Origin of the sequence: Sphingopyxis indica (assembly GCF_900188185.1) — a bacterium.
In the GTDB taxonomy this organism is placed as follows: domain Bacteria; phylum Pseudomonadota; class Alphaproteobacteria; order Sphingomonadales; family Sphingomonadaceae; genus Sphingopyxis; species Sphingopyxis indica.
This window is the reverse complement of sequence record NZ_FZPA01000001.1, coordinates 582,416-602,110: the sequence shown is the minus strand read 5'-3', so window position 1 is coordinate 602,110 and position 19,695 is coordinate 582,416. Positions and strand designations below refer to the sequence as shown.

14 protein-coding genes and 3 pseudogenes are annotated in these 19,695 nt (G+C 65.3%); 3 read left to right on the top strand and 14 right to left on the bottom strand.

Features of this window, described 5'->3' with window-relative positions; all coding sequences use genetic code 11:
* Positions 1-46: 46 nt before the first annotated feature.
* Both CHB69_RS02745 and CHB69_RS02740 read right to left on the bottom strand, forming a co-directional pair.
* A complete protein-coding gene (locus CHB69_RS02745; RefSeq protein WP_089214404.1) occupies positions 47-1,996 on the bottom strand; it encodes a CocE/NonD family hydrolase in 1,950 nt (649 codons plus the stop codon).
* Positions 1,997-2,142: 146 nt separating this feature from the next.
* Positions 2,143-2,538: a hypothetical protein gene (locus tag CHB69_RS02740; RefSeq protein WP_089214403.1), complete on the bottom strand. Its 396-nt coding sequence runs from the start codon at positions 2,536-2,538 to the stop codon at positions 2,143-2,145.
* A gap of 119 nt (positions 2,539-2,657) precedes the next feature.
* Between CHB69_RS02740 and CHB69_RS02735 the strand changes: the two genes are divergently transcribed.
* Positions 2,658-3,446 (top strand): helix-turn-helix domain-containing protein, encoded by a 789-nt coding sequence (locus tag CHB69_RS02735; RefSeq protein ID WP_089214402.1) that lies wholly within the window; start codon positions 2,658-2,660, stop codon positions 3,444-3,446.
* 302 nt (positions 3,447-3,748) lie between these two features.
* Here CHB69_RS02735 and CHB69_RS02730 read toward each other — a convergent pair whose 3' ends face one another.
* The 7 genes from CHB69_RS02730 to CHB69_RS02700 all read right to left on the bottom strand — a co-directional run bounded on the left by CHB69_RS02730 (position 3,749) and on the right by CHB69_RS02700 (position 12,132).
* On the bottom strand, positions 3,749-6,175 hold the full coding sequence (locus CHB69_RS02730) for a ribonuclease R family protein (protein ID WP_089214401.1): 2,427 nt from the start codon (positions 6,173-6,175) through the stop codon (positions 3,749-3,751).
* Between the two features lie 61 nt (positions 6,176-6,236).
* Entirely contained in the window at positions 6,237-6,722 is a 486-nt protein-coding gene (locus CHB69_RS02725; RefSeq protein WP_089214400.1) for a DUF6644 family protein, read from the bottom strand.
* Between the two features lie 9 nt (positions 6,723-6,731).
* Positions 6,732-7,082, bottom strand: a complete 351-nt coding sequence (locus CHB69_RS02720) for a DUF6152 family protein (RefSeq protein ID WP_089214399.1) — start codon at positions 7,080-7,082, stop codon at positions 6,732-6,734.
* A gap of 71 nt (positions 7,083-7,153) precedes the next feature.
* On the bottom strand, positions 7,154-8,680 hold the full coding sequence (proS, locus tag CHB69_RS02715; RefSeq protein ID WP_089214398.1) for a proline--tRNA ligase: 1,527 nt from the start codon (positions 8,678-8,680) through the stop codon (positions 7,154-7,156).
* Positions 8,681-8,721: 41 nt separating this feature from the next.
* Positions 8,722-9,264, bottom strand: coding sequence for a polyhydroxyalkanoate synthesis repressor PhaR (gene phaR, locus CHB69_RS02710; RefSeq protein ID WP_089214397.1), 543 nt, complete (start codon positions 9,262-9,264; stop codon positions 8,722-8,724).
* 150 nt (positions 9,265-9,414) lie between these two features.
* A complete protein-coding gene (alr, locus tag CHB69_RS02705) occupies positions 9,415-10,458 on the bottom strand; it encodes an alanine racemase (RefSeq protein ID WP_089214396.1) in 1,044 nt (347 codons plus the stop codon).
* Positions 10,459-10,503: 45 nt separating this feature from the next.
* Positions 10,504-12,132: an MFS transporter gene (locus CHB69_RS02700; protein ID WP_089214395.1), complete on the bottom strand. Its 1,629-nt coding sequence runs from the start codon at positions 12,130-12,132 to the stop codon at positions 10,504-10,506.
* 97 nt (positions 12,133-12,229) lie between these two features.
* On the opposite strand from CHB69_RS02700, the gene CHB69_RS02695 reads away from it, so the two are divergent.
* On the top strand, positions 12,230-12,997 hold the full coding sequence (locus CHB69_RS02695; protein WP_089214394.1) for a cyclase family protein: 768 nt from the start codon (positions 12,230-12,232) through the stop codon (positions 12,995-12,997).
* 146 nt (positions 12,998-13,143) lie between these two features.
* Here CHB69_RS02695 and CHB69_RS02690 read toward each other — a convergent pair.
* Positions 13,144-14,595: pseudogene (locus tag CHB69_RS02690) on the bottom strand (ATP-binding protein); the annotation flags it as partial.
* A gap of 58 nt (positions 14,596-14,653) precedes the next feature.
* On the opposite strand from CHB69_RS02690, the gene CHB69_RS02685 reads away from it, so the two are divergent.
* Positions 14,654-15,418: an IS6-like element IS6100 family transposase gene (locus tag CHB69_RS02685; RefSeq protein WP_013054031.1), complete on the top strand. Its 765-nt coding sequence runs from the start codon at positions 14,654-14,656 to the stop codon at positions 15,416-15,418.
* A gap of 53 nt (positions 15,419-15,471) precedes the next feature.
* Here the strand turns inward: CHB69_RS02685 and CHB69_RS20005 are convergent.
* The 4 genes and pseudogenes from CHB69_RS20005 to scpA form a co-directional block, all read right to left on the bottom strand.
* Positions 15,472-16,053 (bottom strand): annotated as a pseudogene (locus CHB69_RS20005) (biotin carboxylase N-terminal domain-containing protein); the annotation flags it as partial.
* A gap of 102 nt (positions 16,054-16,155) precedes the next feature.
* Positions 16,156-16,416 (bottom strand): annotated as a pseudogene (locus CHB69_RS20000) (winged helix-turn-helix domain-containing protein); the annotation flags it as partial.
* Entirely contained in the window at positions 16,416-17,435 is a 1,020-nt protein-coding gene (bioB, locus tag CHB69_RS02665; protein ID WP_089214773.1) for a biotin synthase BioB, read from the bottom strand. The pseudogene CHB69_RS20000 and the gene bioB, both read right to left, overlap by 1 nt.
* A 95-nt stretch (positions 17,436-17,530) precedes the next feature.
* Positions 17,531-19,678 carry a methylmalonyl-CoA mutase gene (gene scpA, locus CHB69_RS02660; RefSeq protein WP_089214393.1) on the bottom strand — a complete coding sequence of 716 codons (2,148 nt, stop codon included), beginning with the start codon at positions 19,676-19,678 and terminating at the stop codon, positions 17,531-17,533.
* Between the last annotated feature and the right edge of the window lie 17 nt (positions 19,679-19,695).

The following is a 19,695-nucleotide window of genomic DNA, read 5'->3' as shown; positions in this document are numbered from 1 at the left end:
TCCCCGCGCCGCCTTCGGCTCCGCGGGAGCACACAGCTTTGGAAGTTTACCGCCCCGCCTTCACCGCCGACTGGTCGACCGCCACCACCGGCAGCAAAACGCCGCTCGGCGTATCGCCGCCCTGCAGGATCGTGATCTCCTCCTTCTTGTAATCCTCGGGCTTGGCGAGGAAGATGTTGGGAACGAAGGTTTGCGGATTGCGGTCATAGAGCGGGAAGAGGCTCGACTGGATCTGGATCATGATCCGGTGCCCCGGCTGGAACACATGGTTCACCGTCGGCAGGCGGAATTTGTAATTCTGCGTCACCCCCGACGGGATCGCGGTCGGCTTCGTAAAGCTGTCGCGATAGCGGCCGCGGAAGATGTCGAGACTGATCGGCAGCTGATAGCCACCCATTTCGGGATCGGTCGCATTCTCGGCAGGCAGGACGTCGATCAGTTTGACGACGAAATCGACGTCCGATCCCGTGATCTTCGCAAAGATGTTCGCGATCGGCGCACCCGACACGCGCACCGGTTCCTTGAGCACGTCAGTCTGGAAGGTCAGCACGTCGGGGCGGCCGTCGGCGTGGCGCTGGTCGCTGACCAGCCAGTCGCCCCAGCGCCCGTCGCGGAAGTTCACCGGGCGCGGCAGGTGCGGCACCGGCTTCGCGGGGTCGGAGACATAGCTGGTGCTGCTCGAAGCAGGCTTGTCAAAGCCGAGGCCGCCGTCGGGGCCCACATAGATCGGGGTCAGCGGTGCGCTGCATCCGCTCTCGCACGCGAGCGGCCAGGTGGTGAAGCGATCCCAGCGGTTCTCGCCGCTATTGTAGATCGCCGCGGCGGGCAGGTTCGCGGGCGGCCCGTCCTTCAGATATTGGTTGAACAGCGGCAGCACCATCTCCTTGCGGAACTGCGCCGCAGTGTCGCCATTCCACTCGAACGGGCCGAGCGAGCGCCCTTCGCGATTGATCTGGCTGTGCCGCCACGGACCCATGACGAGAAAGTTGTTCCCCATCTTGCCCTTGGCCTTCAGCGCTTCCCAGCTCATGATCGCGCCGTACATATCCTCCTGGTCCCAAAGCCCCTGCTCCCACAAGGTCGGGACGTTCGACGGATTGGCGGCGACGAGCTTGTCGAGCGCCTGCTGCTGCCAGAATTCATCGTAAGCGGTGTGGTCGAGCATCTTCTGCCAGAAGGGAAGCTGGGCATAGCCCTGCTTCTGCGCCCAGTCGTTCGCCGATCCGTGGCGGAAATTGTCGTAATCGTCATAGCCCCCGGTCGGCGGCGCCTTGCCTTCGCCCTTGTAGCCGGTCTGCGCGCCGATCCACGCGATATTGGCGAGGCGGAACGCGCCGTAATGGAACCAGTCGTCGCCCATCCAGCCGTCGACCATCGGGCTTTCGGGCGCCGCGACTTTCAGCGCGGGGTGCGGATGGAGCAGCGCCATCACGACGGTGAAGCCTTCATAGGACGAACCGATCATGCCGACGCGGCCGTTCGATTCGGGCAGGTTCTTCCTGTTCACCAGCCAGTCGATCGTGTCCCACGCGTCGGTGGTGTGATCGACCTTGGTCGGGTTGAGCGGGCCGACCGGCGGGCGATTGACGACATAGTCACCTTCCGACCCATATTTGCCGCGAATGTCCTGATAGACGCGGATATAGCCGTCCTTCACGAAAATCTCGTCGGAGAGCGGCAGCGTCGACAACATGCTCGGACTGTCCATGCGGTTCGCGCGGCCCTTCGCATTATAGGGGGTGCGCGTCAGCACGATCGGGGCGTTCTTCGCCCCCTTCGGCACGACGATCACCGTATAGAGCCTTGTGCCGTCGCGCATCGGGATCATTTCGACGCGCTTGTCATAGTCGGCGTCTTCGTTCGGGACCGAGAATTTGTCGGGAATATCCGCCCGCATCTGCGCCGCCTTGGGTGCCACATTTGTGGTCGCGCTGGCGATCGAGGCGCCGGTCAGCGCAACCGCGGACAAAGTGACGAACAGGAACGAGCGGACCATGCGAACCCCTTTGCGTGTCGATTTGGCAGGCGCGGACTTTGGGGCGGCGCGCGAAGCAATGCAACCGTTCGATGTAATGTTATTACGCAAGAGGAACGGAGCGGCGCGCGACCGCTCCGTCAGGTTCCGGCGAGGGCCGGGAGAGGTCAGGCGGTCGCCGCCGGGCGCGGCAGCGCCGCCGCGCCTTTCGCTTCGAGCAGCGCCATTTCAAGCACGACGAGCGCCTGAACGGCGACGATGACGATGCCGAGCCACGTCATCTGCGCGGCGAAAATGGCGATCACGGCGAAACTCGCCGCGACCCAGCCCAGATTGCCGACCGCGATCAGATTGGCGAGCCCCTTGCTCGGCTCCTTCTGAAAGGCGACGAGCAGCATCAGCGCCGCCGACGGCAGCCCGATCCATCCCGCCACGGTCACCACATCGGAGGGGAGGCCGAGCAGCGCGGCGACCGTGACGGTTGCGAAGACGCAAAGCAAGAAAAGAGCCGTGCAGGTGACGGCATCGACGATCAGCGTGGTCTTGAGGTTGAAGCTGGGCATGACGGATCTCCTTTCGAACCCGTTCCAATTGAACCCGAATCGACATGGCGTCGATTACGCGCGAGGTAATGGAAATCGGAACGCTGGCGCGCTAGCCGACAGGGTGAAGGAGACGTGGAATGCAGGTCGCACCCCTGGGCGAACAGCTGCGCGAATGGCGCACGCGGCGCCGGATGAGCCAGATGGACCTCGCGCTCGAAACCGACATCTCGACGCGTCATCTGAGCTTCATCGAAACGGGACGGTCGCGGCCGAGTCCGCAGATGATCGAGCGGATCGCCGAACGGCTTCAGGTGCCGCACCGCGCGCGCAACGCGCTGCTGCTCGCGGCGGGCTTCGCGCCCGACTATCGCGAACGCGCGCTCGACAGCGCCGAAATGGCCGGGATGCGTGCGATCGTCGAGCATGTGCTGAAAGGCCACGAGCCCTATCCGGCGCTGGCGGTAGATCGACACTGGAACATGGTCGCGGCGAATGGAGCGATCACGCTCCTCACCGCGCTCGTCGACCCTGCCCTTCTCGAACCGCCCGCCAATGTGCTGCGCATCGCGCTGCATCCGCACGGCCTCGCGCCGCATATCGAAAATCGCGCCGAATGGCGGGCGCATATATTGCACCGCCTGGGCGGCCAGATCGAGGCGACCGCCGACGCTGGCCTCGCAGCGCTGCGCGACGAGCTGGCGGCCTATGATGCGGACGATGCAGAGGATTACATTGCCGAGGCGAACGGCATCGCGGTGCCGCTGATCCTGAACACGCCCGCGGGGCCAATTCGCTTCGTATCGACGGTGACGGTATTCGGCACGCCGCTCGACATCACGCTGTCCGAGCTGGCCATCGAGGCTTTTTTCCCGGCGGACGCCGAAAGTGCGGCATTGCTGCGCGAGCTGGCGCTACAGCGAGAATAAGGCCTTCTTCCGACGAGAAGATTATACCGTTTGCAAACCAAAACGGGATGGCGGCAAGCGGGCGGGAGGGGACGCAATAATAAGCCCCTCCTCTTCAGAGGAGGGGTTGGGGTGGTGGCGCGCGACAGCGCGCAAGACGCCATGCACCACCCCGCTGCGACTAAGCCAGCAAGCTGGCAAGTCTCGCTGCCCCTCCTCTGAAGAGGAGGGGTTGGTCGGACGACCGCTAACCACCCCAAAACCGCCGTCGGCCCTCGTGCTTGCAGACGGTGCGATCGTCTTCTCATGACAGGAAGAATAGATCACCGCCGCCGCCCCTGATGGCGGATATTCTTCGGCCGTCCGCGCTTGCCGACCATAGGCTTGGCCCCGCCCTTCCCTTTGCCCTCGCGCCGCGGCGGTCGCTTTACCGATGCGCCTTCGGGCACGTCAGGGAGTTCGAAGCGCAGCGCGCCGCTGACCGGGTTGGCCTCCATCAGCCGCAATGCGAGCCGCTGGCCGACCGAATAGCTGACGCGGCCATGTTCGCTATCGAGCGTCCGTGCCGCCTCGTCATAGAAGAAGCGCTCGCTGCCCAGCGTCGAGACCGGCACCAGCCCGTCGCCGCCGAGCCCGTCGACCGTGGCGAAGAAACCGAAGGGCTGCACACCCGTGATCCGCGCAGGCACTATCTCGCCGACCTTGCCAGCGAGATAGGCGGCAACATAGCGGTCGATCGTCTCGCGCTCGGCCTCCATCGCGCGGCGTTCGAGGCCGCTGATCGTCTCGCCGATGCGCGACAGCCCCTTGGCGTCGGCCTCGCCGAGCCCGGTGCGTTCGGGAAGCCCCTTCGCCTTGCCCGGCACCTCAAGGCGCCAGGAATCGACAAGCGCGCGGTGGACGATCAGGTCGGCGTAGCGGCGGATCGGCGAAGTGAAATGCGCGTAGCTGCCGAGTGCGAGGCCGAAATGCCCCGAGTTGGCGGGGCCATAATAGGCCTGCGTCTGGCTGCGCAGGATCGCTTCCATGATCTCGGGCAAGCGGTCGTCGTCCGAGAAGCCGTCGATCAGCCGGTTGAACACCGCCGGGGTAATCACCTGACCGAGCGCGAAATTCCGGTCGAAGCTGTCGAGATACTCCTTCAGGCTGACGAGCTTCTCGCGGCTCGGCGGCTCGTGGATGCGATACATCACCGGCGATTTCTTCGCCTCGAGCGCCTTCGCCGCCGCGACGTTCGCCGCGATCATATAATCCTCGATCAGCCGATGCGCGTCGAGCCGCTCGCGGAGGCGGATTTCGGCGATATTGCCCTGATCGTCGAGGATCACCTGCCGTTCGGGCAGGTCAAGCTCAAGCGGCGCCCGCGCCGCGCGCGCCTTGGCGAGCAGTGCCCAGCAGCCCCAGAGGTTTTGCAGAGCGGGCAGCAGATCCTCCCCGGCACGGGGAGGGGGACCATCCGCAGGATGGTGGAGGGGCACATGCGGTTTGTGCGAGGTTTCGGCGGCACGCTTCCCCGAGGGTGCCCCTCCACCAGCTTCGCTGGTCCCCCTCCCCGTTCCGGGGAGGATCGGGTCGCCGTCGATCATCGCCTGCGCATCCTCATAGGCGATATTCGCCCGAAGCCGCACCAGCGCGCGCGCGAAGCGCCATGATGTCACCTTGCCATGCTTGTCGACGACGAGGTGGCACGCCATCGCCGCGCGGTCCTCGCCCGCCTTCAGCGAACAGACGCCCGCGGACAGCGTTTCGGGCAGCATCGGCACGACCTGGTCGGGGAAATAGACGCTGTTGCCGCGCCGCCGCGCCTCGCGGTCGAGCGCGCCGTCGGGGCGGACGTAGAAGCTGACGTCGGCGATCGCGACGATTGCGCGCCAGCCGCCCTTGTTCGCCGGATCGTCGTCGGGCGCCGCCCAGACGGCATCGTCATGGTCGCGTGCGTCGCGCGGGTCGATCGCGACGATCGGCAGGTCGCGCAAATCCTCGCGACCGTCGGGCGTGAGCGGCAGTTTCGCCGCCTTCTCGGCCTCGGCGAGCGTTTCGCCGTCGAAGATGTGCGGAATCTCGTGCCGCGCGATCGCGATCATGCTCAGCGACTTCGGCGCGAAGGGATCGCCGATACGGTCGATGACCTTCGCCCTGGTCGCCGGCCCACGCCCTGTCAGTTCGGCGCGGACCAGATCGCCGATCTTGGCATCGCCCTTGTCGGCAACCGCGAAATCGAAGCGCGCGCGCTTGTCGGCGGGGCGCAACCAGATCATAGTCTTGCCGCCCGGCGACTTGTCCTCGACGAGCACGCCGATCACCATTTCGGCGCTGGCCGCCAGGCGCTTCATCGGGTGCGCGACATGGCCGCTGCCGCGCTCCTCGGTGCGCGCGAGGATGCGGTCGCCGACCCCGAGCGCGCCTCCTCGGCGTCCTTTTTCCATCACCCGCAAACGCGGCGCGGGGCCAGCGCCTTCCCAGCGTTCGGGCACCGTCCAGACATTGCTGCCTTCGATCGCCGCGACGCGCAGCACCGTCACGCGCGGCAGTCCGCCATGCTTGTGAAAGGCGCGGCCCGGCGCCAGATCGACCAGCCCCTCGTCGGTCATGTCCTTGAGCAGCGCCTTCAACGCGATCTTATCATTGCCGTGGAGTGCGAAATGCTTCGCGATCTCGCGCTTTCCCACCGGCTGATCGGACGTCGTAATGAAGTCGAGAATCTGTTGGCTGGTCGGCAGGCCGGGCGATTTATTCGGACGTTTTTTCATTGCCCCAGGGCTATAAGCGCGCAAACGGGCTTTACCAAGCGATAGCGCGTCCCCGCCATGGTCAGCCATAGGCGATCCAGCGTCCCGACGCCCCCGCCGCGAGCCACAGGAGCAGCGACGCCCCGGCCATCGCCCGCGCTGCGCGCGGAGCCCGGTCCGTCCAGCGCGCCATGTGCGGGCCCCACGCCCGTCTGAAGGCGGCCGCGTTCGCTAACGCAGCGGCGATGATGACCAGCTTTCGCGCGAAGATGCCGGACCGCGCGAGCGCAACGCCATCGGCGGCAAACAGGATCGTGCCGCTTGCCGCCATCAGCACCAGTCCGGCGACGGCGACCGGCGTCAGCGCGCGCGACAGCTCCGCGATCGGCAAGCTCCGCCACAGGCCCATGATCCGCAGATCGACGATGCCGATTCCGCCGACCAGCATGACGAGGCCGAGCAGGTGCAGCGTGTTGGCGACGGGGTAGACAAGCGCCGATCCGCGCGACCATGGTCCGATGCCGACCGTATCGAGCCACGCCGCGACGGCGCTCAGAACGGACTCCACGGGGGTTCCTCAGCGCAGTTCGACCGTCTTCTCGCCGATCATCAACCGCTCGACCCGCATTTCGGCGGTGCCATCGCGCCGCAGATAGCCGGTCAGGCGAAAGCGTTTGCCGGGCTCGATCTCGGCGCGCGTCAGCCCGCGCGCTTCCATACGGCCAACCGGCGCCAGAATGACGTCCCAGACCTTGCCCTTCCAGCGCATCTTCGCGCTGCCGTGCGGATTGCCCCACGACAATTCGGTGAAAGACGCAGTCAGGGTGACCGGCTTGGTCTCGTCATAGGACGACCAGCCGTGATGGGCGGCGGCGGGAAGCGCGGCGAAGGCCAGCGTCGCGGCCGCGACCAGCAGGGGGTATCGCATCGACAGTCTCCTTCGAGCCCCTCGATGCGAAGGCTAGAACGCCGCGCCCCCCGGTGCAAGGGCGTCGCGGATCAGTAAGTCCGCCCGATCAGCACGCGCTCGACCGCTGGCTCGCCGGTGAAGAAACAAGCGCCGTCGGCGGGCGCCGCGTCGAGGGGAGTGTTGCGCATCGTCAGCTTGAGCGCCTTGAGCTGCTCGACAATCCCGTCGAGCACCGCACCCGTGGGACGCGACCATTGCACTTCGACCCAGCCGACGAACTTGTCGTCGCCGCCGAAATGCGCCGCGAGGTCGGTGACGTCGCGGCGGATGTTCGCATGCATCCGCTCCTTCGCTTCGGCATGGAGGGTCCGCTGGATGTCCTCGAGCATCGCGACGGCGCCACCGACGAACTCGTCCTTCGGTGTGAAGGAGGTGTCGAGCTTGCCGCTCTCCTGATAGAGCCGGTCGCGGCGGATCACCGCGACCTTGCCGCCGGCAACGTCGCGCGGGCCGATTTCGAGGATGATCGGCGCGCCCTTCTTGACCCAGCCCCAGCGCTTGGTCTGCGCCTTGTTCGCGCTCGCGTCGAGCAGCACGCGCACCGGCTCGCGGAAAGCGTCGAGCGCCTTCAAACGCGCTTCGAGGTCGCGGCAATAGCCGAGGATCGCGGCATCCTCCTCATTGTCGCGCAGCATCGGCACGATCACGATCTGGTGCGGCGCGATGCGCGGAGGGCAGCGCAGCCCGTCGTCGTCGCCGTGCGTCATGATGACGCCGCCGATCATGCGTGTCGAGGTGCCCCAGCTCGTCGTGTGGCAAAGGCTGTGGCCACCGTCCTTGTCCTGATAGCGGATGTTCGCCGCCTCGGCGAAGCCGGTGCCCAGATAATGCGAGGTGCCGGCCTGCAGCGCCTTGCCGTCCTGCATCATCGCTTCGATCGAATAGGTCGCAACCGCGCCGGGGAAGCGCTCATGCTCGGGCTTTTCGCCTGCGATCACGGGCATGGCGAGGACCTCCTCGGTGAAGCTGCGATACATTTCGAGCGCGCGCAGCGTCTCGTCCATCGCGTCGTCGCGCGTCGCGTGCGCGGTATGGCCTTCCTGCCACAGGAATTCGCTGGTGCGCAGGAACATGCGCGTGCGCATTTCCCAGCGCACGACGTTGGCCCATTGGTTGACCTTCAGCGGCAGGTCGCGCCAGCTCTGCACCCAGCGGCTCATCGCCGAACCGATCACGGTTTCCGACGTCGGGCGGACGATCAGCGGTTCCTCGAGCTTCGCCTCGGGATCGGGAACGAGCTTGCCCTTGCCGTCCGCGATCAGCCGGTGGTGCGTGACGACCGCCATTTCCTTCGCGAAACCATCGACATGGTCGGCTTCCTTTTCAAAGAAGCTCAAGGGGATGAACAGCGGGAAATAGGCGTTTTGCACCCCCGCGTCCTTGATCGCCGCGTCCATTACCGCCTGGATGCGTTCCCAGATGCCATAGCCCCACGGCTTGATGACCATGCAGCCGCGCACCCCCGATTCTTCGGCAAGGTCGGCTTCGGCAATGACGTCCTGATACCAGGCCGCGAAGTCGGCCTGACGGGTTACGCTGAGCGCATGCTTGATCATCGGTCCTGTTTCTGTGCTGGAGGGCGGGAGAAGGCCCCCGGTTATTTCTTCCTGGCGAGCTCGGCCTTGAGCTGCGCGATTTCGGCCTTGAGCGCGTCGATCTCGGCATCCTTGCTCTTGCTCGACATCGCGCCCGGCATGAACGCGCCCGCTGCCTGCTGGAACATCTCCATGTTGCGGCGCGTGAGTTCGGCGAGCGGGTTGCCCGATCCGAGTGCGCCTTCAAAGGCGGCGCGAACGTCCTGCTGATTCTTGTGAAAGGCAGCCATCGAGGCTTCGAGATATTGCGGCACCATCGACTGCATCTTGTCGCCATAGAGGCCGATCAGGTGGCGCAGGAAATTGACCGGCAACAGCGTCTCGCCGCGGGTTTCGGTGTCCATGATGATCTGCGTCAGCACATTGTGCGTTATGTCTTCGCCGCTCTTTGCATCGACGACGCGGAAATCGCGCCCCTCGCGCACCATCGCGCCCAGATCGTCGAGCGTGATGTAACAGCTGCGTTCGGTGTCATAGAGGCGGCGGTTGGCGTATTTCTTGATCGTGACGACATCGTCGTCCTGTGCCGTCTTCGACTTCGCCATGCTGACCTCTCGCTCCTGTAACCCATGGCAAAGCCGCCCCCGCCACGCGATATTGCATTTGGTCCCACCGCAGTAGCATCAAATTATGATGCGTCGCAACATGATGTGCTCGCGGGATAAGCCCTCATGTCCCGTCGCAATGCGAGTTCCTCAGTCCCAGATGCGTTCGAAGCGCGCGCCGAGTCCGGTAAGCAGCTCATATTGCGACAGGCCGCTGCGCGCCGCCGCTGGGGCGAGGTTGTAGTCGAGCGTCAGCCAGTCGCCTTCGCGTAGGCCGTCGACTCCGGTTGCATCGAAGGCGGTGAGGTCCATCGACACGCGCCCGACCAGCGGCAGGGCGCGACCCTGCCACGTCGCGCCGCCCGATCCGGCGTGGCAGCGCAGATAGCCGTCGGCATAGCCGAGGTTGGCGACCGCGATGCGGCTGTCGCGCGGCGCCGTCCAGGTCGCGCCATAGCCGACCGTTTCGCCCGACGGAACGCCGCGCACCTGCAATATGCGCGCTTCGGGGAAGGCGACCTGCCGGATATGCCCCGCGGCCTCGCGCCGGGGGACGCCGCCGTAGAGCGCGATGCCCGGACGCGTCAGGTCGAAGCCATAGTCGGCGCCGAGGCACACCCCCGCGCTGTTCGACAGGCTGTAGCGGCGTGCGGGCACCGCTTCGCGCACCGCCCTGAACGCCGCGAGTTGACGCGCATTGAGCGCGCTGTCTTCGTCGGCCGACGCGAGATGGCTGAGCAACGTCTCGATCGCGAGGCCGTCGAGCGCTCCGCCGAGAGCTTCCTCGACGCGCAGGCCCAGCCGGTTCATCCCGGTATCGACCATCACGTCGCACCGCCGCCCCTCGCCGCTCGCACGCCAGCGCGCGACCTGTTCGACGCTGTTCAGCACCGGGCGCGCGGGAAGGCTGCGCGCTGCAATCATATCCTCGTCGCCGACGCCGTGGAGCACCGAAAGCGATACGCCCGGCGGCAGCGGCATCAGCGCCGCCGCCTCGGCCCAGGTCGCAACGAAGAAGTAGCTGCAGCCCGCCGCCGCGAGGATGCGCATCACATCGCGCGCGCCGAGCCCATAACCGTCGGCCTTGATCGCCGCCCCCGCCTCGGCGCCGCCCACCTGTGCGAGCCAGCGCCAGTTGTGGACGAGCGCGGCGGAATCGAGGCGGAGGCGGAGCGGCGAAGCGATGTCGATCATTGCCCCGCACCTAGCGGCGAATGATCGCAGCGCCAATGGCTTCGTTCAGGCCTTCGGCACCCGGTCCCACTGCCCTTCGGCCGGCTCCCTGAGCATCAAGGCACTGACGAGGAAGGCCATGAGCACGACACCCCAGGTGTACCAGAGCCCGGCATAGGCGTTGCCGGTCTTGGCGACGATGAAACTCGCGATGAGCGGCAGGAAACCGCCGAAATAGCCGGTCCCGAGGTGATAGGGGATCGAGAGCGACGAATAGCGGACATGCGGCGGGAACATCTCGGCGAGCAGCGCCGCGACGGGGCCATAGGTTAAGCCCGAAAGCGCGCTGAGGCCGAGCAGCGCGAGCAGGATCACGGCGATCCCGGCAGCGGACGGAATCTGCTTTTCAAAGCCGTAGCCCATCGCCTCGAGCGCTGGCCGGAGGATCGCCGGGTCTTCGCTCGCGACCTCGCGGCCGCCAATGCGGATCGTCACGCTGTCGAACGCGCTGTCGCTCGCGACGACCTTGTAGGGCACGCCGAGCTTCGTCAGCTCGCCGAGCGTTTTGCCGCAGGCGGTCGCCTGCGCCTTCGCGAACGGGTCGAAGCTGCATTGCGAGCCCGTCACCACCACCGGCGCGCGCGCTGCCGCCGCCTCCAGCGCCGGATTCGCAACGCTGCCCATCCACCAGAAGAGCGGAAAGAGCAGGACGAGCGTCGCGGCATAGCCCCATATGATCGGCTTCTTGCGCCCGATCCGGTCGGAAAGGCGCCCCGCGACGATGAAAAAACCCATGCCGAGCGCCGCAGCGGTGCCGACGATGATCTCCGCGGCCGTATCGTCGACCTTCATCGGACCTTTGAGGAAGGAAAGGCCGGAGAACATCGCGGTGTACCAGATCACGGTCAGCCCCGCCGAAATGCCGAACAGCGCGATGAAGATGCGCCGCGGATTGCCGGGATAGGTGAAGCTTTCCTTCAAGGGGTTGCGCGCAATCTCTCCCTCTTCCTTCATCGCGCGGAACACCGGGCTTTCGGAGAGCTTCAGCCGCATCCACAGCGAGATTGCGAGCAGGATCAGCGACAACAGGAAGGGCACGCGCCACCCCCAGCTTTCCCAGATCGCGCCGGGCATCAACGCCTTGCACGACAGCACGACGATCAGGCTGAGCACGAAGCCGCCGACGACGCTCGCCTGGATGAAGCTAGTGTAAAATCCGCGCTTGCCGGGCGGCGAATGTTCGGCGACATAGATCGCCGCGCCGCCATACTCGCCACCGAGCGCAAGCCCCTGAAGGATGCGCAAGCCGATGACGATGATCGGCGCCGCAATGCCGATCGCCGCCGCCGGCGGGATCATGCCGACGCCCGCGGTCGCGATGCCCATCAAAGTCACGGTCACTAGGAAGGTATATTTGCGCCCCAGCCGGTCGCCGAGGAAGCCGAAGAGCACCGCGCCGAGCGGGCGGAAACCGAAGCCGACCGCGAACCCCGCCCAGACGAGCAATATTTCGAGCGTCGCATTGTCGCTGGGGAAAAAGGCCTTGCCGATGATCGCGGCGAGCGTTCCGTAGATGAAAAAATCATACCATTCGAAAATCGTCCCCGCCGACGATGCGGCGATGACGAGGCGAATATCCTTCGCGCTCGGCTGATAGGCCGCGCCATGGCCGGCGACGGCGGCTTGATCGGTCATGCGGGCTCCCCCTCCCGGTGAGCAATTCGGTTCTGCCTTCCGTCATAGCCGCTGTTGAGCCTTGCACAAGCGGGCGCGTGGGCGCAGCATCGCCGCCATGACCCGCTTCATCGACCTGTCGATCCCGATCACCAACACCGTCGTGTCCGACCCGCCGGTGATGCGCCCGCAAATCACCTATATGACCCACGAGACGACGTGGGAACAGATCGCGATGTTCTTCCCCGGTCTGACCAAGGGCGACCTGCCCAACGGCGAAGGCTGGGCGGTCGAAAGCATCACCCTGTCGACGCACAACGGTACGCATATGGACGCGCCGTGGCATTTTCACTCGACCACCGACCGCGGTGCGACGCCTGCGCCGAGCATCGACGAGGCGCCGCTCGACCTCTTCTTCCGCCCCGGCGTCAAGCTCGATTTCTCGCATCTGCCCGCGGGCCACGTCGTCGGCGCCGCGGAGGTCGAGGCCGAACTCGCGCGCATCGGCCATGAGCTCAAACCGCTCGACATCGTCCTCGTCCAGTCGGGCGCAATTTACGGCACCGACGATTTCACCGACCAGGGCTGCGGCATGGGTGCCGAAGCGACCTTGTATCTGACGCAGCGCGGCGTGCAGGTCGTCGGCACCGACGCGTGGAGCTGGGACGCGCCGTTCAGCCATACCGCCAGGCGCTGGGCCGAAACGCGCGACCCCTCGATCATCTGGGAAGGGCACAAGGCGGGGCGGATCAAGCCCTATTACCAGATCGAGAAACTGACCAATCTCGCCGCGCTGCCGCCGACGGGCTGGACGCTTTCCTGCTTCCCGGTGAAGATCGAGCGCGCGAGCGCAGGGTGGATCCGGGCGGTGGCGCTGGTGGATTGAGCGGGCGGCACGCCGAGGGCTTCACGGGGCAGCCGCCATTCGTTCTCCATCGTCATCCCGGACTTGATCCGGGATCCATTCTACCGGCGCCGCGCCAAATGGACCCCGGATCAAATACCGATCGTCAAAGAGGTTGCGGCGGGCCCCTACTCCAGCTCCAAAATCACCGCATCGACCGCCAGGCTATCGCCCTGCGCGGCGTTGACGCTTTTCACCACCCCCGCCTTTTCGGCGCGCAGGATATTTTCCATCTTCATCGCCTCGACCGTCGCGAGCGGCTGGCCGAGTTCGACCGCATCGCCCTCCCCGACGTGCAGCGCGACGAGCAGGCCGGGCATCGGGCAGATCAGGAACTTCGACAGATCGGGCGGGATCTTTTCGATCATGTGCCGGGTGAGCGGGGCGACATGCGCGGGAAGCACCCGCACCTCGTGGATGCGCCCGCGCGTCGTCATGCGCCAGCCGGTGCGCGTGCGCGCGACCTTCACCGCCAGCTCGCTGTCGTCGATCTCGGCGACGACGAGCCGGTCGCCCGGCGTATATTCGAGCGCGATGTCGATCTTTTCGCCATCGACCTTGATATGCTTCGCGCCGACCTTCACGCGATGCTCGGCCCCATCGACCGTCACCTGCCATTTCGCGGGCGGGTCGAGCCGGTCGCCGAGCTGGCCGTCGACACGGCGCGCACGGTCGGCATTGGCGCTCGCCATGAAACCCGCGATCGCCGCAAGCGCGCGCACGACCTCTTCGCTGGTGTCGGCGCCGTGGAAGCCCTCGGGATATTCCTCGGCGATGAAGCCGGTGGTCAGCTCGCCCGAGCGGAAACGAGGGTGCTGCATGATCGCCGACAGGAAGTCGATATTGTGGCCGAGTCCCTCGATTTCGAAACGGTCGAGCGCCGCGACCTGGAGGTCCGCCGCCGCATCGCGCGTCTCGCCCCAGGTGATCAGCTTGGCGATCATCGGATCGTAAAAGATCGACACTTCGCCGCCGTCATAGACGCCGTCGTCGACACGCACGCCGTCGACCCCGCGGCGGCCGTTCCCGGCGCCGTCGTCGGTCCAGCCCGCGACCGGCGGCTGATAGCGCGTCAGCCGCCCGGTCGATGGCAGGAAGCCGCGATACGGGTCTTCGGCATAGACGCGGTTCTCGATCGCCCAGCCGTCGATCCTGATGTCGTCCTGCGTCATTTCGAGCTTTTCGCCCGCAGCGACGCGGATCATCTGCTCGACGAGGTCGATGCCGGTGATCGCCTCGGTCACCGGATGCTCGACCTGAAGCCGCGTGTTCATTTCGAGAAAGTAGAAACTCTCGCCCGTCGGGTCGGCGCCCGAAACGATCAGCTCGACCGTGCCCGCGCTGTAGTATCCGACCGCCTTCGCCAGCGCGACGCACTGCTCACCCATCGCCTTGCGCATCGCCGGCGTGACGAAAGGCGACGGTGCTTCCTCGACGACTTTCTGATGCCGCCGCTGGATGCTGCATTCGCGCTCATTCAGATAAAGGATGTTGCCGTGCTGGTCGCCGAGAATCTGGATCTCGATGTGCCGCGGGTTCAGGATGAATTTCTCGATGAACACGCGGTCGTCGCCGAAGGCTCTGTTGCAAAAATCGTGAAGCTTGAGCATGCTTGGCGGAGATTGAACGGATGGAGCGATGACGGATTTCAAGTGGCGCCATTTCCAGGGTGATGTGATCCTGTGGGCGGTGCGCTGGTATTGTCGCTATCCGATCAGCTATCGCGACCTTGAGGAAATGCTGGCGGAACGCGGCATTTCGGTCGACCATACGACGATCTATCGCTGGGTCCAGCGCTACGCCCCGGAGATGGAGAAGCGGCTGCGCTGGTTCTGGCGGCGTGGCTTTGATCCGAGCTGGCGCCTGGATGAAACCTACGTCAAGGTGCGGGGCAAGTGGACCTACCTGTACCGGGCAGTCGACAAGCGGGGCGACACGATCGATTTCTACCTGTCGCCGACCCGCAGCGCCAAGGCAGCGAAGCGGTTCCTGGGCAAGGCCCTGCGAGGCCTGAAGCACTGGGAAAAGCCGGCCACGCTCAATACTGACAAAGCGCCGAGCTATGGTGCAGCGATCACCGAATTGAAGCGCGAAGGAAAGCTGGACCAGGAGACGGCCCACCGGCAGGTGAAGTATCTCAATAACGTGATCGAGGCCGATCACGGAAAGCTCAAGATGCTGATCAAGCCGGTGCGCGGTTTCAAATCGATCCCCACGGCCTATGCCACGATCAAGGGATTCGAAGTCATGCGAGCCCTGCGCAAAGGACAGGCTCGTCCCTGGTGCCTGCAGCCCGGCATCAGGGGAGAGGTGCGCCTTGTGGAGAGAGCTTTCGGCATTGGGCCCTCGGCACTGACGGAGGCCATGGACATGCTCAACCACCATTTCGCAGCAGCCGCCTGATCGGCGCAGAGCGACAGCCTACCTGTGACTGCCGCCAATCTTTGCAACAGAGCCTCGCCGAAGCTGTTCAACCCCTCGCGCTTGACGCTCTCGAACCCTTCGCGGACGTCCTGCTCGTTATAAGCGAGGCGCATCCCCTTGCCGCCGCCGCCCGCCGACGCCTTCATCATCACCGGATAACCGATCTCGTTCGCAATCTCGACCGCATGGTCGGTGTCGCTTATCTCGCCGACGAAGCCGGGGACGACGTTGACCCCCGCTTCCTTGGCGAGCTTCTTCGACTCGATCTTGTCGCCCATCGCGGCGATCGCACCCACCGGCGGGCCGATGAAGGCGATGCCTTCCTTCGCCAACGCCTCGGCAAAGCTGGTGCGTTCGGACAGGAAGCCATAGCCCGGATGCACCGCCTCGGCGCCGGTCGCCTTGCACGCGGCGATGATCTTGTCGGCGATCAGATAGGATTCGGATGCGGGCGACGGTCCGATATGCACCGCCTCGTCGGCCATCTGCACGAAGGGCGCGCGCGCATCGGCGTCGGAATAGACGGCGACGGTCGCGATCCCCATGCGCCGCGCGGTTTTGATGACGCGGCAGGCGATTTCGCCGCGGTTGGCGATCAGGATTTTCTTGAACATTTTCACCTTATCGGGTCGAATGGACGACGCTCCAGCGTTTTTCACATCCTCGCGTTCGCGCGTTGAAAATTCATGCGAAGATGCTGTTCTCGCCTGCATCCCGAGTTGAGTCAGTTTCCAGACGCCGTGCTCACTATTATCGAGGAGTTGGCGTTCGACGAGATGCTTCCGAGCGGTGCGAACTCGATTGTCCCAATGGCGCTCATTTTGATTTGGCATCGGAGCAGTTTGCTCTTCGTAGGTCAGACCAAAAAGATCACCAAGAGGACCATACACGTCGCTAGAGCGCTGCTTCCCGCCGGCGTTTTGTAGATGATGGAGGAGAGCCTCCTCAACATCTGAAGTTCTGGGAAGTCTAAGCATCACTCCGCCGCTTCCATCCGCATCGGCTCTTCGCTCTCCATCGGCTTGAGGCCGAGTTTCGCGAACAGCGCCGCGTCGGCGCTATCGCCCCGGTTACCAGTGGTCAGCAGCTTGTCGCCGGTGAAGATGCTGTTCGCGCCCGCCATGAAGCAGAGCGCCTGCGTCGCCTCCGACATGCTCTCGCGGCCCGCCGAGAGGCGGACCATCGACTTCGGCATGGTGATGCGCGCGACCGCGACGGTGCGGACGAATTCGATGTCGTCGATCTTCGCAAGCGGCGTATCGGCGAGCATGTCGCCGAGCACGGTGCCTTTCACCGGCACCAGCGCGTTGACCGGCACGCTTTCGGGATGGCGTTCGAGTGTCGCGAGCGCGTGGATGAAGCCGACGCGGTCGGCGCGCGTCTCGCCCAGCCCGACGATGCCGCCCGAGCAGACGTTGATCCCGGCGTTGCGGACTTCCTCGAGCGTGTCGAGCCGGTCCTGAAAGGTGCGCGTCGAGATGATATTCTCGTAATTTTCGGGGCTCGTGTCGATATTATGGTTGTAATAATCGAGCCCCGCGGCGCCCAGAATCTGAGCCTGCTCCTTGGTCAGCATCCCCAGCGTCATGCAGGTTTCCATGCCCATCGCGCGCACGCCCTCGATCATCTCGACGATCGCCGGCATGTCGCGGTCCTTGGGGTTGCGCCACGCGGCGCCCATGCAGAAGCGCTTCGATCCCGAATCTTTCGCCTGCGCCGCAGCTTGCAGCACCGCGCGCACGTCCATCAGCTTGGTGGCCTTGAGGCCGCTGTCGGCGCTCTTCGACTGCGAGCAATAGCCGCAATCCTCGGCGCAGCCGCCGGTCTTGATGCTCAGCAGGGTGCAAAGCTGGATTTCACCGCGCGCGTGGTGGCGGCGATGGACGCTTTGCGCCTCCCACATCAGCTCGTCGAACGGCAGGTCGAACAGTGCCGCGATTTCCTCGCGGGTCCAGTCACGCCGACATTCCTGGTCGGCGTGCCCCTGCGCAGGCAGGGGCCCATCTCCGGTGTGTGCCGCAAGCGCCGCGCCATTTTGATAGACGTGGTGATAGGCCCCTGCCTGCGCAGGGGCGCAATTTGTTTGGTTTGTCACGCAGCTTCTCCAATCGGCGGCATATTATGTCCCAGCAGGCGCAGCACATCGGCTGCACACTCGACGACGTTCGAGCCGGGGCCATAAATGCCCTGCACCCCCGCGTCGCGCAGATAATCATAATCCTGCGGCGGGATCACCCCGCCCGCGATCACCTTGATGTCGCCGCGGCCCGCCTCCTTCAGTCCCTTGATGAGTTCGGGGATCAAGGTCTTGTGTCCGGCGGCGAGGCTCGAAGCGCCGACCGCATCGACCCCGTTTTCGAGCGCCAGCACCACCGTTTCTTGCGGAGTCTGGAACAGCGGCCCCGACACGACGTCGAAGCCCATGTCGCTGAACGCCGAGGCGATGACGTTGGCGCCGCGGTCGTGGCCGTCCTGCCCCATCTTGGCGACCAGCAGCTTCGGCGCACGGCCCAGGCGGCGCTCGACCGCCTTGACTCCATCGACGACCTGCGCCCAGCGGCTGTCGTCCTTGTAGGGCGCGGCATAGACGCCCTTCACCGGGGTCGGCACGGTGGCGTAGCGGCCGAATGCCTCCTCCATCGCCGACGAAATCTCACCCAAGGTCGCGCGCGCGCGCGCCGCCTCGACCGCATGGGCGAGCAGGTTGGTCTCGACCGACTGCGGCGCCGCGGCGGCGTCGCGCAGCGCCTTCAGCGCTGCACGGCACGCCGCCTCGTCGCGGCTTGCCTTGACGCGATTGATCCGCGCGACCTGCGCCTCGCGCACCTTGCTATTGTCGACTTCGAGCGTTTCGAGCAGATCCTCGTCCTTTAGGCGATATTTGTTGACGCCGACGATCACATCGTCGCCACGGTCGACGCGCGCCTGCCGCGCCGCGGCGGCTTCCTCGATCATCGCCTTGGGCCAGCCCGCCGCGACCGCCTTCGCCATGCCGCCCTCGGCCTCGACGCGGTCGATGATCGCCTGCGCCGCATCGACCAGCTCCTGCGTCAGCGCCTCGACATAATAGCTGCCGCCCAAGGGATCGACGACATTGCACATGCCCGTCTCTTCCTGAATGATGATCTGCGTGTTGCGGGCGATGCGCGCCGAGAAGTCGGTCGGCAGCGCGATCGCCTCGTCGAGCGCATTGGTGTGGAGGCTCTGCGTCCCGCCGAGCATCGCCGCCATCGCCTCGATGGTCGTGCGGACGACATTGTTATAGGGGTCCTGCTCGGTGAGCGAAACGCCCGAGGTCTGGCAATGGGTCCGCAGCATCTTCGAGCGTTCGGACTGCGCGCCAAGCTTTGTCATCGCCCGGTGCCACAGCACGCGCGCCGCGCGCAGCTTCGCCGCCTCCATGAAGAAATTCATGCCGATCGCGAAGAAGAAGGACAGGCGCCCGGCGAACTTGTCGATGTCGAGGCCGCTGGCGACGCCATATTTCACATATTCGATGCCGTCGGCGATGGTGAAGGCCAGTTCCTGCACCTGCGTCGCGCCGGCTTCCTGCATATGATAGCCGCTGATCGAAATGCTGTTGAACTTCGGCATCTCGCGCGAGGTGTAGCCGAAAATATCGCTGATGATCCGCATCGAGGGTTCGGGCGGGTAGATATAGGTGTTGCGGACCATGAACTCCTTCAGAATGTCGTTCTGGATGGTCCCGTCGAGCAATTTTCTGTCGACACCCTGCTCCTCGCCCGCGACGATGAAGAAGGCGAGGATCGGGATCACCGCGCCGTTCATCGTCATGCTGACCGACATCTGGTCGAGCGGGATGCCGTCGAAGAGGATCTTCATATCCTCGACGCTGTCGATCGCGACCCCCGCCTTGCCGACGTCGCCGACGACGCGCACATGGTCGCTGTCATAGCCGCGGTGGGTCGCGAGGTCGAACGCGACCGACAGCCCCTTCTGCCCCGCCGCGAGGTTGCGGCGATAAAAGGCGTTCGATTCCTCGGCGGTCGAAAAGCCCGCATATTGCCGGATCGTCCACGGCCGCCCCGCATACATCGACGCGCGAACCCCGCGCGTGAAGGGCGCGAAGCCGGGCAGGCCGGGGTCGGTCCGGACGTCTTCGGCGGTGTAGAGCGGCTTGACCGCAATCCCCTCGGGCGTGTGCCAGGTCAGGTCCTTGCCCTTCACCTCCTTGCCGGCGGCGGCGGCCCATTGGTCGAGCGTGGGTTTGTCGGTCATATCCAGTCTCATTCTCT

Bases quoted from the DNA above. Each gene is read 5' to 3' on its own strand.
- CHB69_RS02730 (WP_089214401.1), bottom strand. From the start codon at position 6,175: ATGAAAAAACGTCCGAATAAATCGCCCGGCCTGCCGACCAGCCAACAG.
- alr (WP_089214396.1), bottom strand. From the start codon at position 10,458: ATGATCGACATCGCTTCGCCGCTCCGCCTCCGCCTCGATTCCGCCGCG.
- CHB69_RS02695 (WP_089214394.1), top strand. From the start codon at position 12,230: ATGACCCGCTTCATCGACCTGTCGATCCCGATCACCAACACCGTCGTG.
- CHB69_RS02685 (WP_013054031.1), top strand. From the start codon at position 14,654: ATGACGGATTTCAAGTGGCGCCATTTCCAGGGTGATGTGATCCTGTGG.
- CHB69_RS02740 (WP_089214403.1), bottom strand. From the start codon at position 2,538: ATGCCCAGCTTCAACCTCAAGACCACGCTGATCGTCGATGCCGTCACC.
- CHB69_RS02700 (WP_089214395.1), bottom strand. From the start codon at position 12,132: ATGACCGATCAAGCCGCCGTCGCCGGCCATGGCGCGGCCTATCAGCCG.
- CHB69_RS02745 (WP_089214404.1), bottom strand. From the start codon at position 1,996: ATGGTCCGCTCGTTCCTGTTCGTCACTTTGTCCGCGGTTGCGCTGACC.
- proS (WP_089214398.1), bottom strand. From the start codon at position 8,680: ATGATCAAGCATGCGCTCAGCGTAACCCGTCAGGCCGACTTCGCGGCC.
- scpA (WP_089214393.1), bottom strand. From the start codon at position 19,678: ATGACCGACAAACCCACGCTCGACCAATGGGCCGCCGCCGCCGGCAAG.
- CHB69_RS02720 (WP_089214399.1), bottom strand. From the start codon at position 7,082: ATGCGATACCCCCTGCTGGTCGCGGCCGCGACGCTGGCCTTCGCCGCG.
- CHB69_RS02735 (WP_089214402.1), top strand. From the start codon at position 2,658: ATGCAGGTCGCACCCCTGGGCGAACAGCTGCGCGAATGGCGCACGCGG.
- phaR (WP_089214397.1), bottom strand. From the start codon at position 9,264: ATGGCGAAGTCGAAGACGGCACAGGACGACGATGTCGTCACGATCAAG.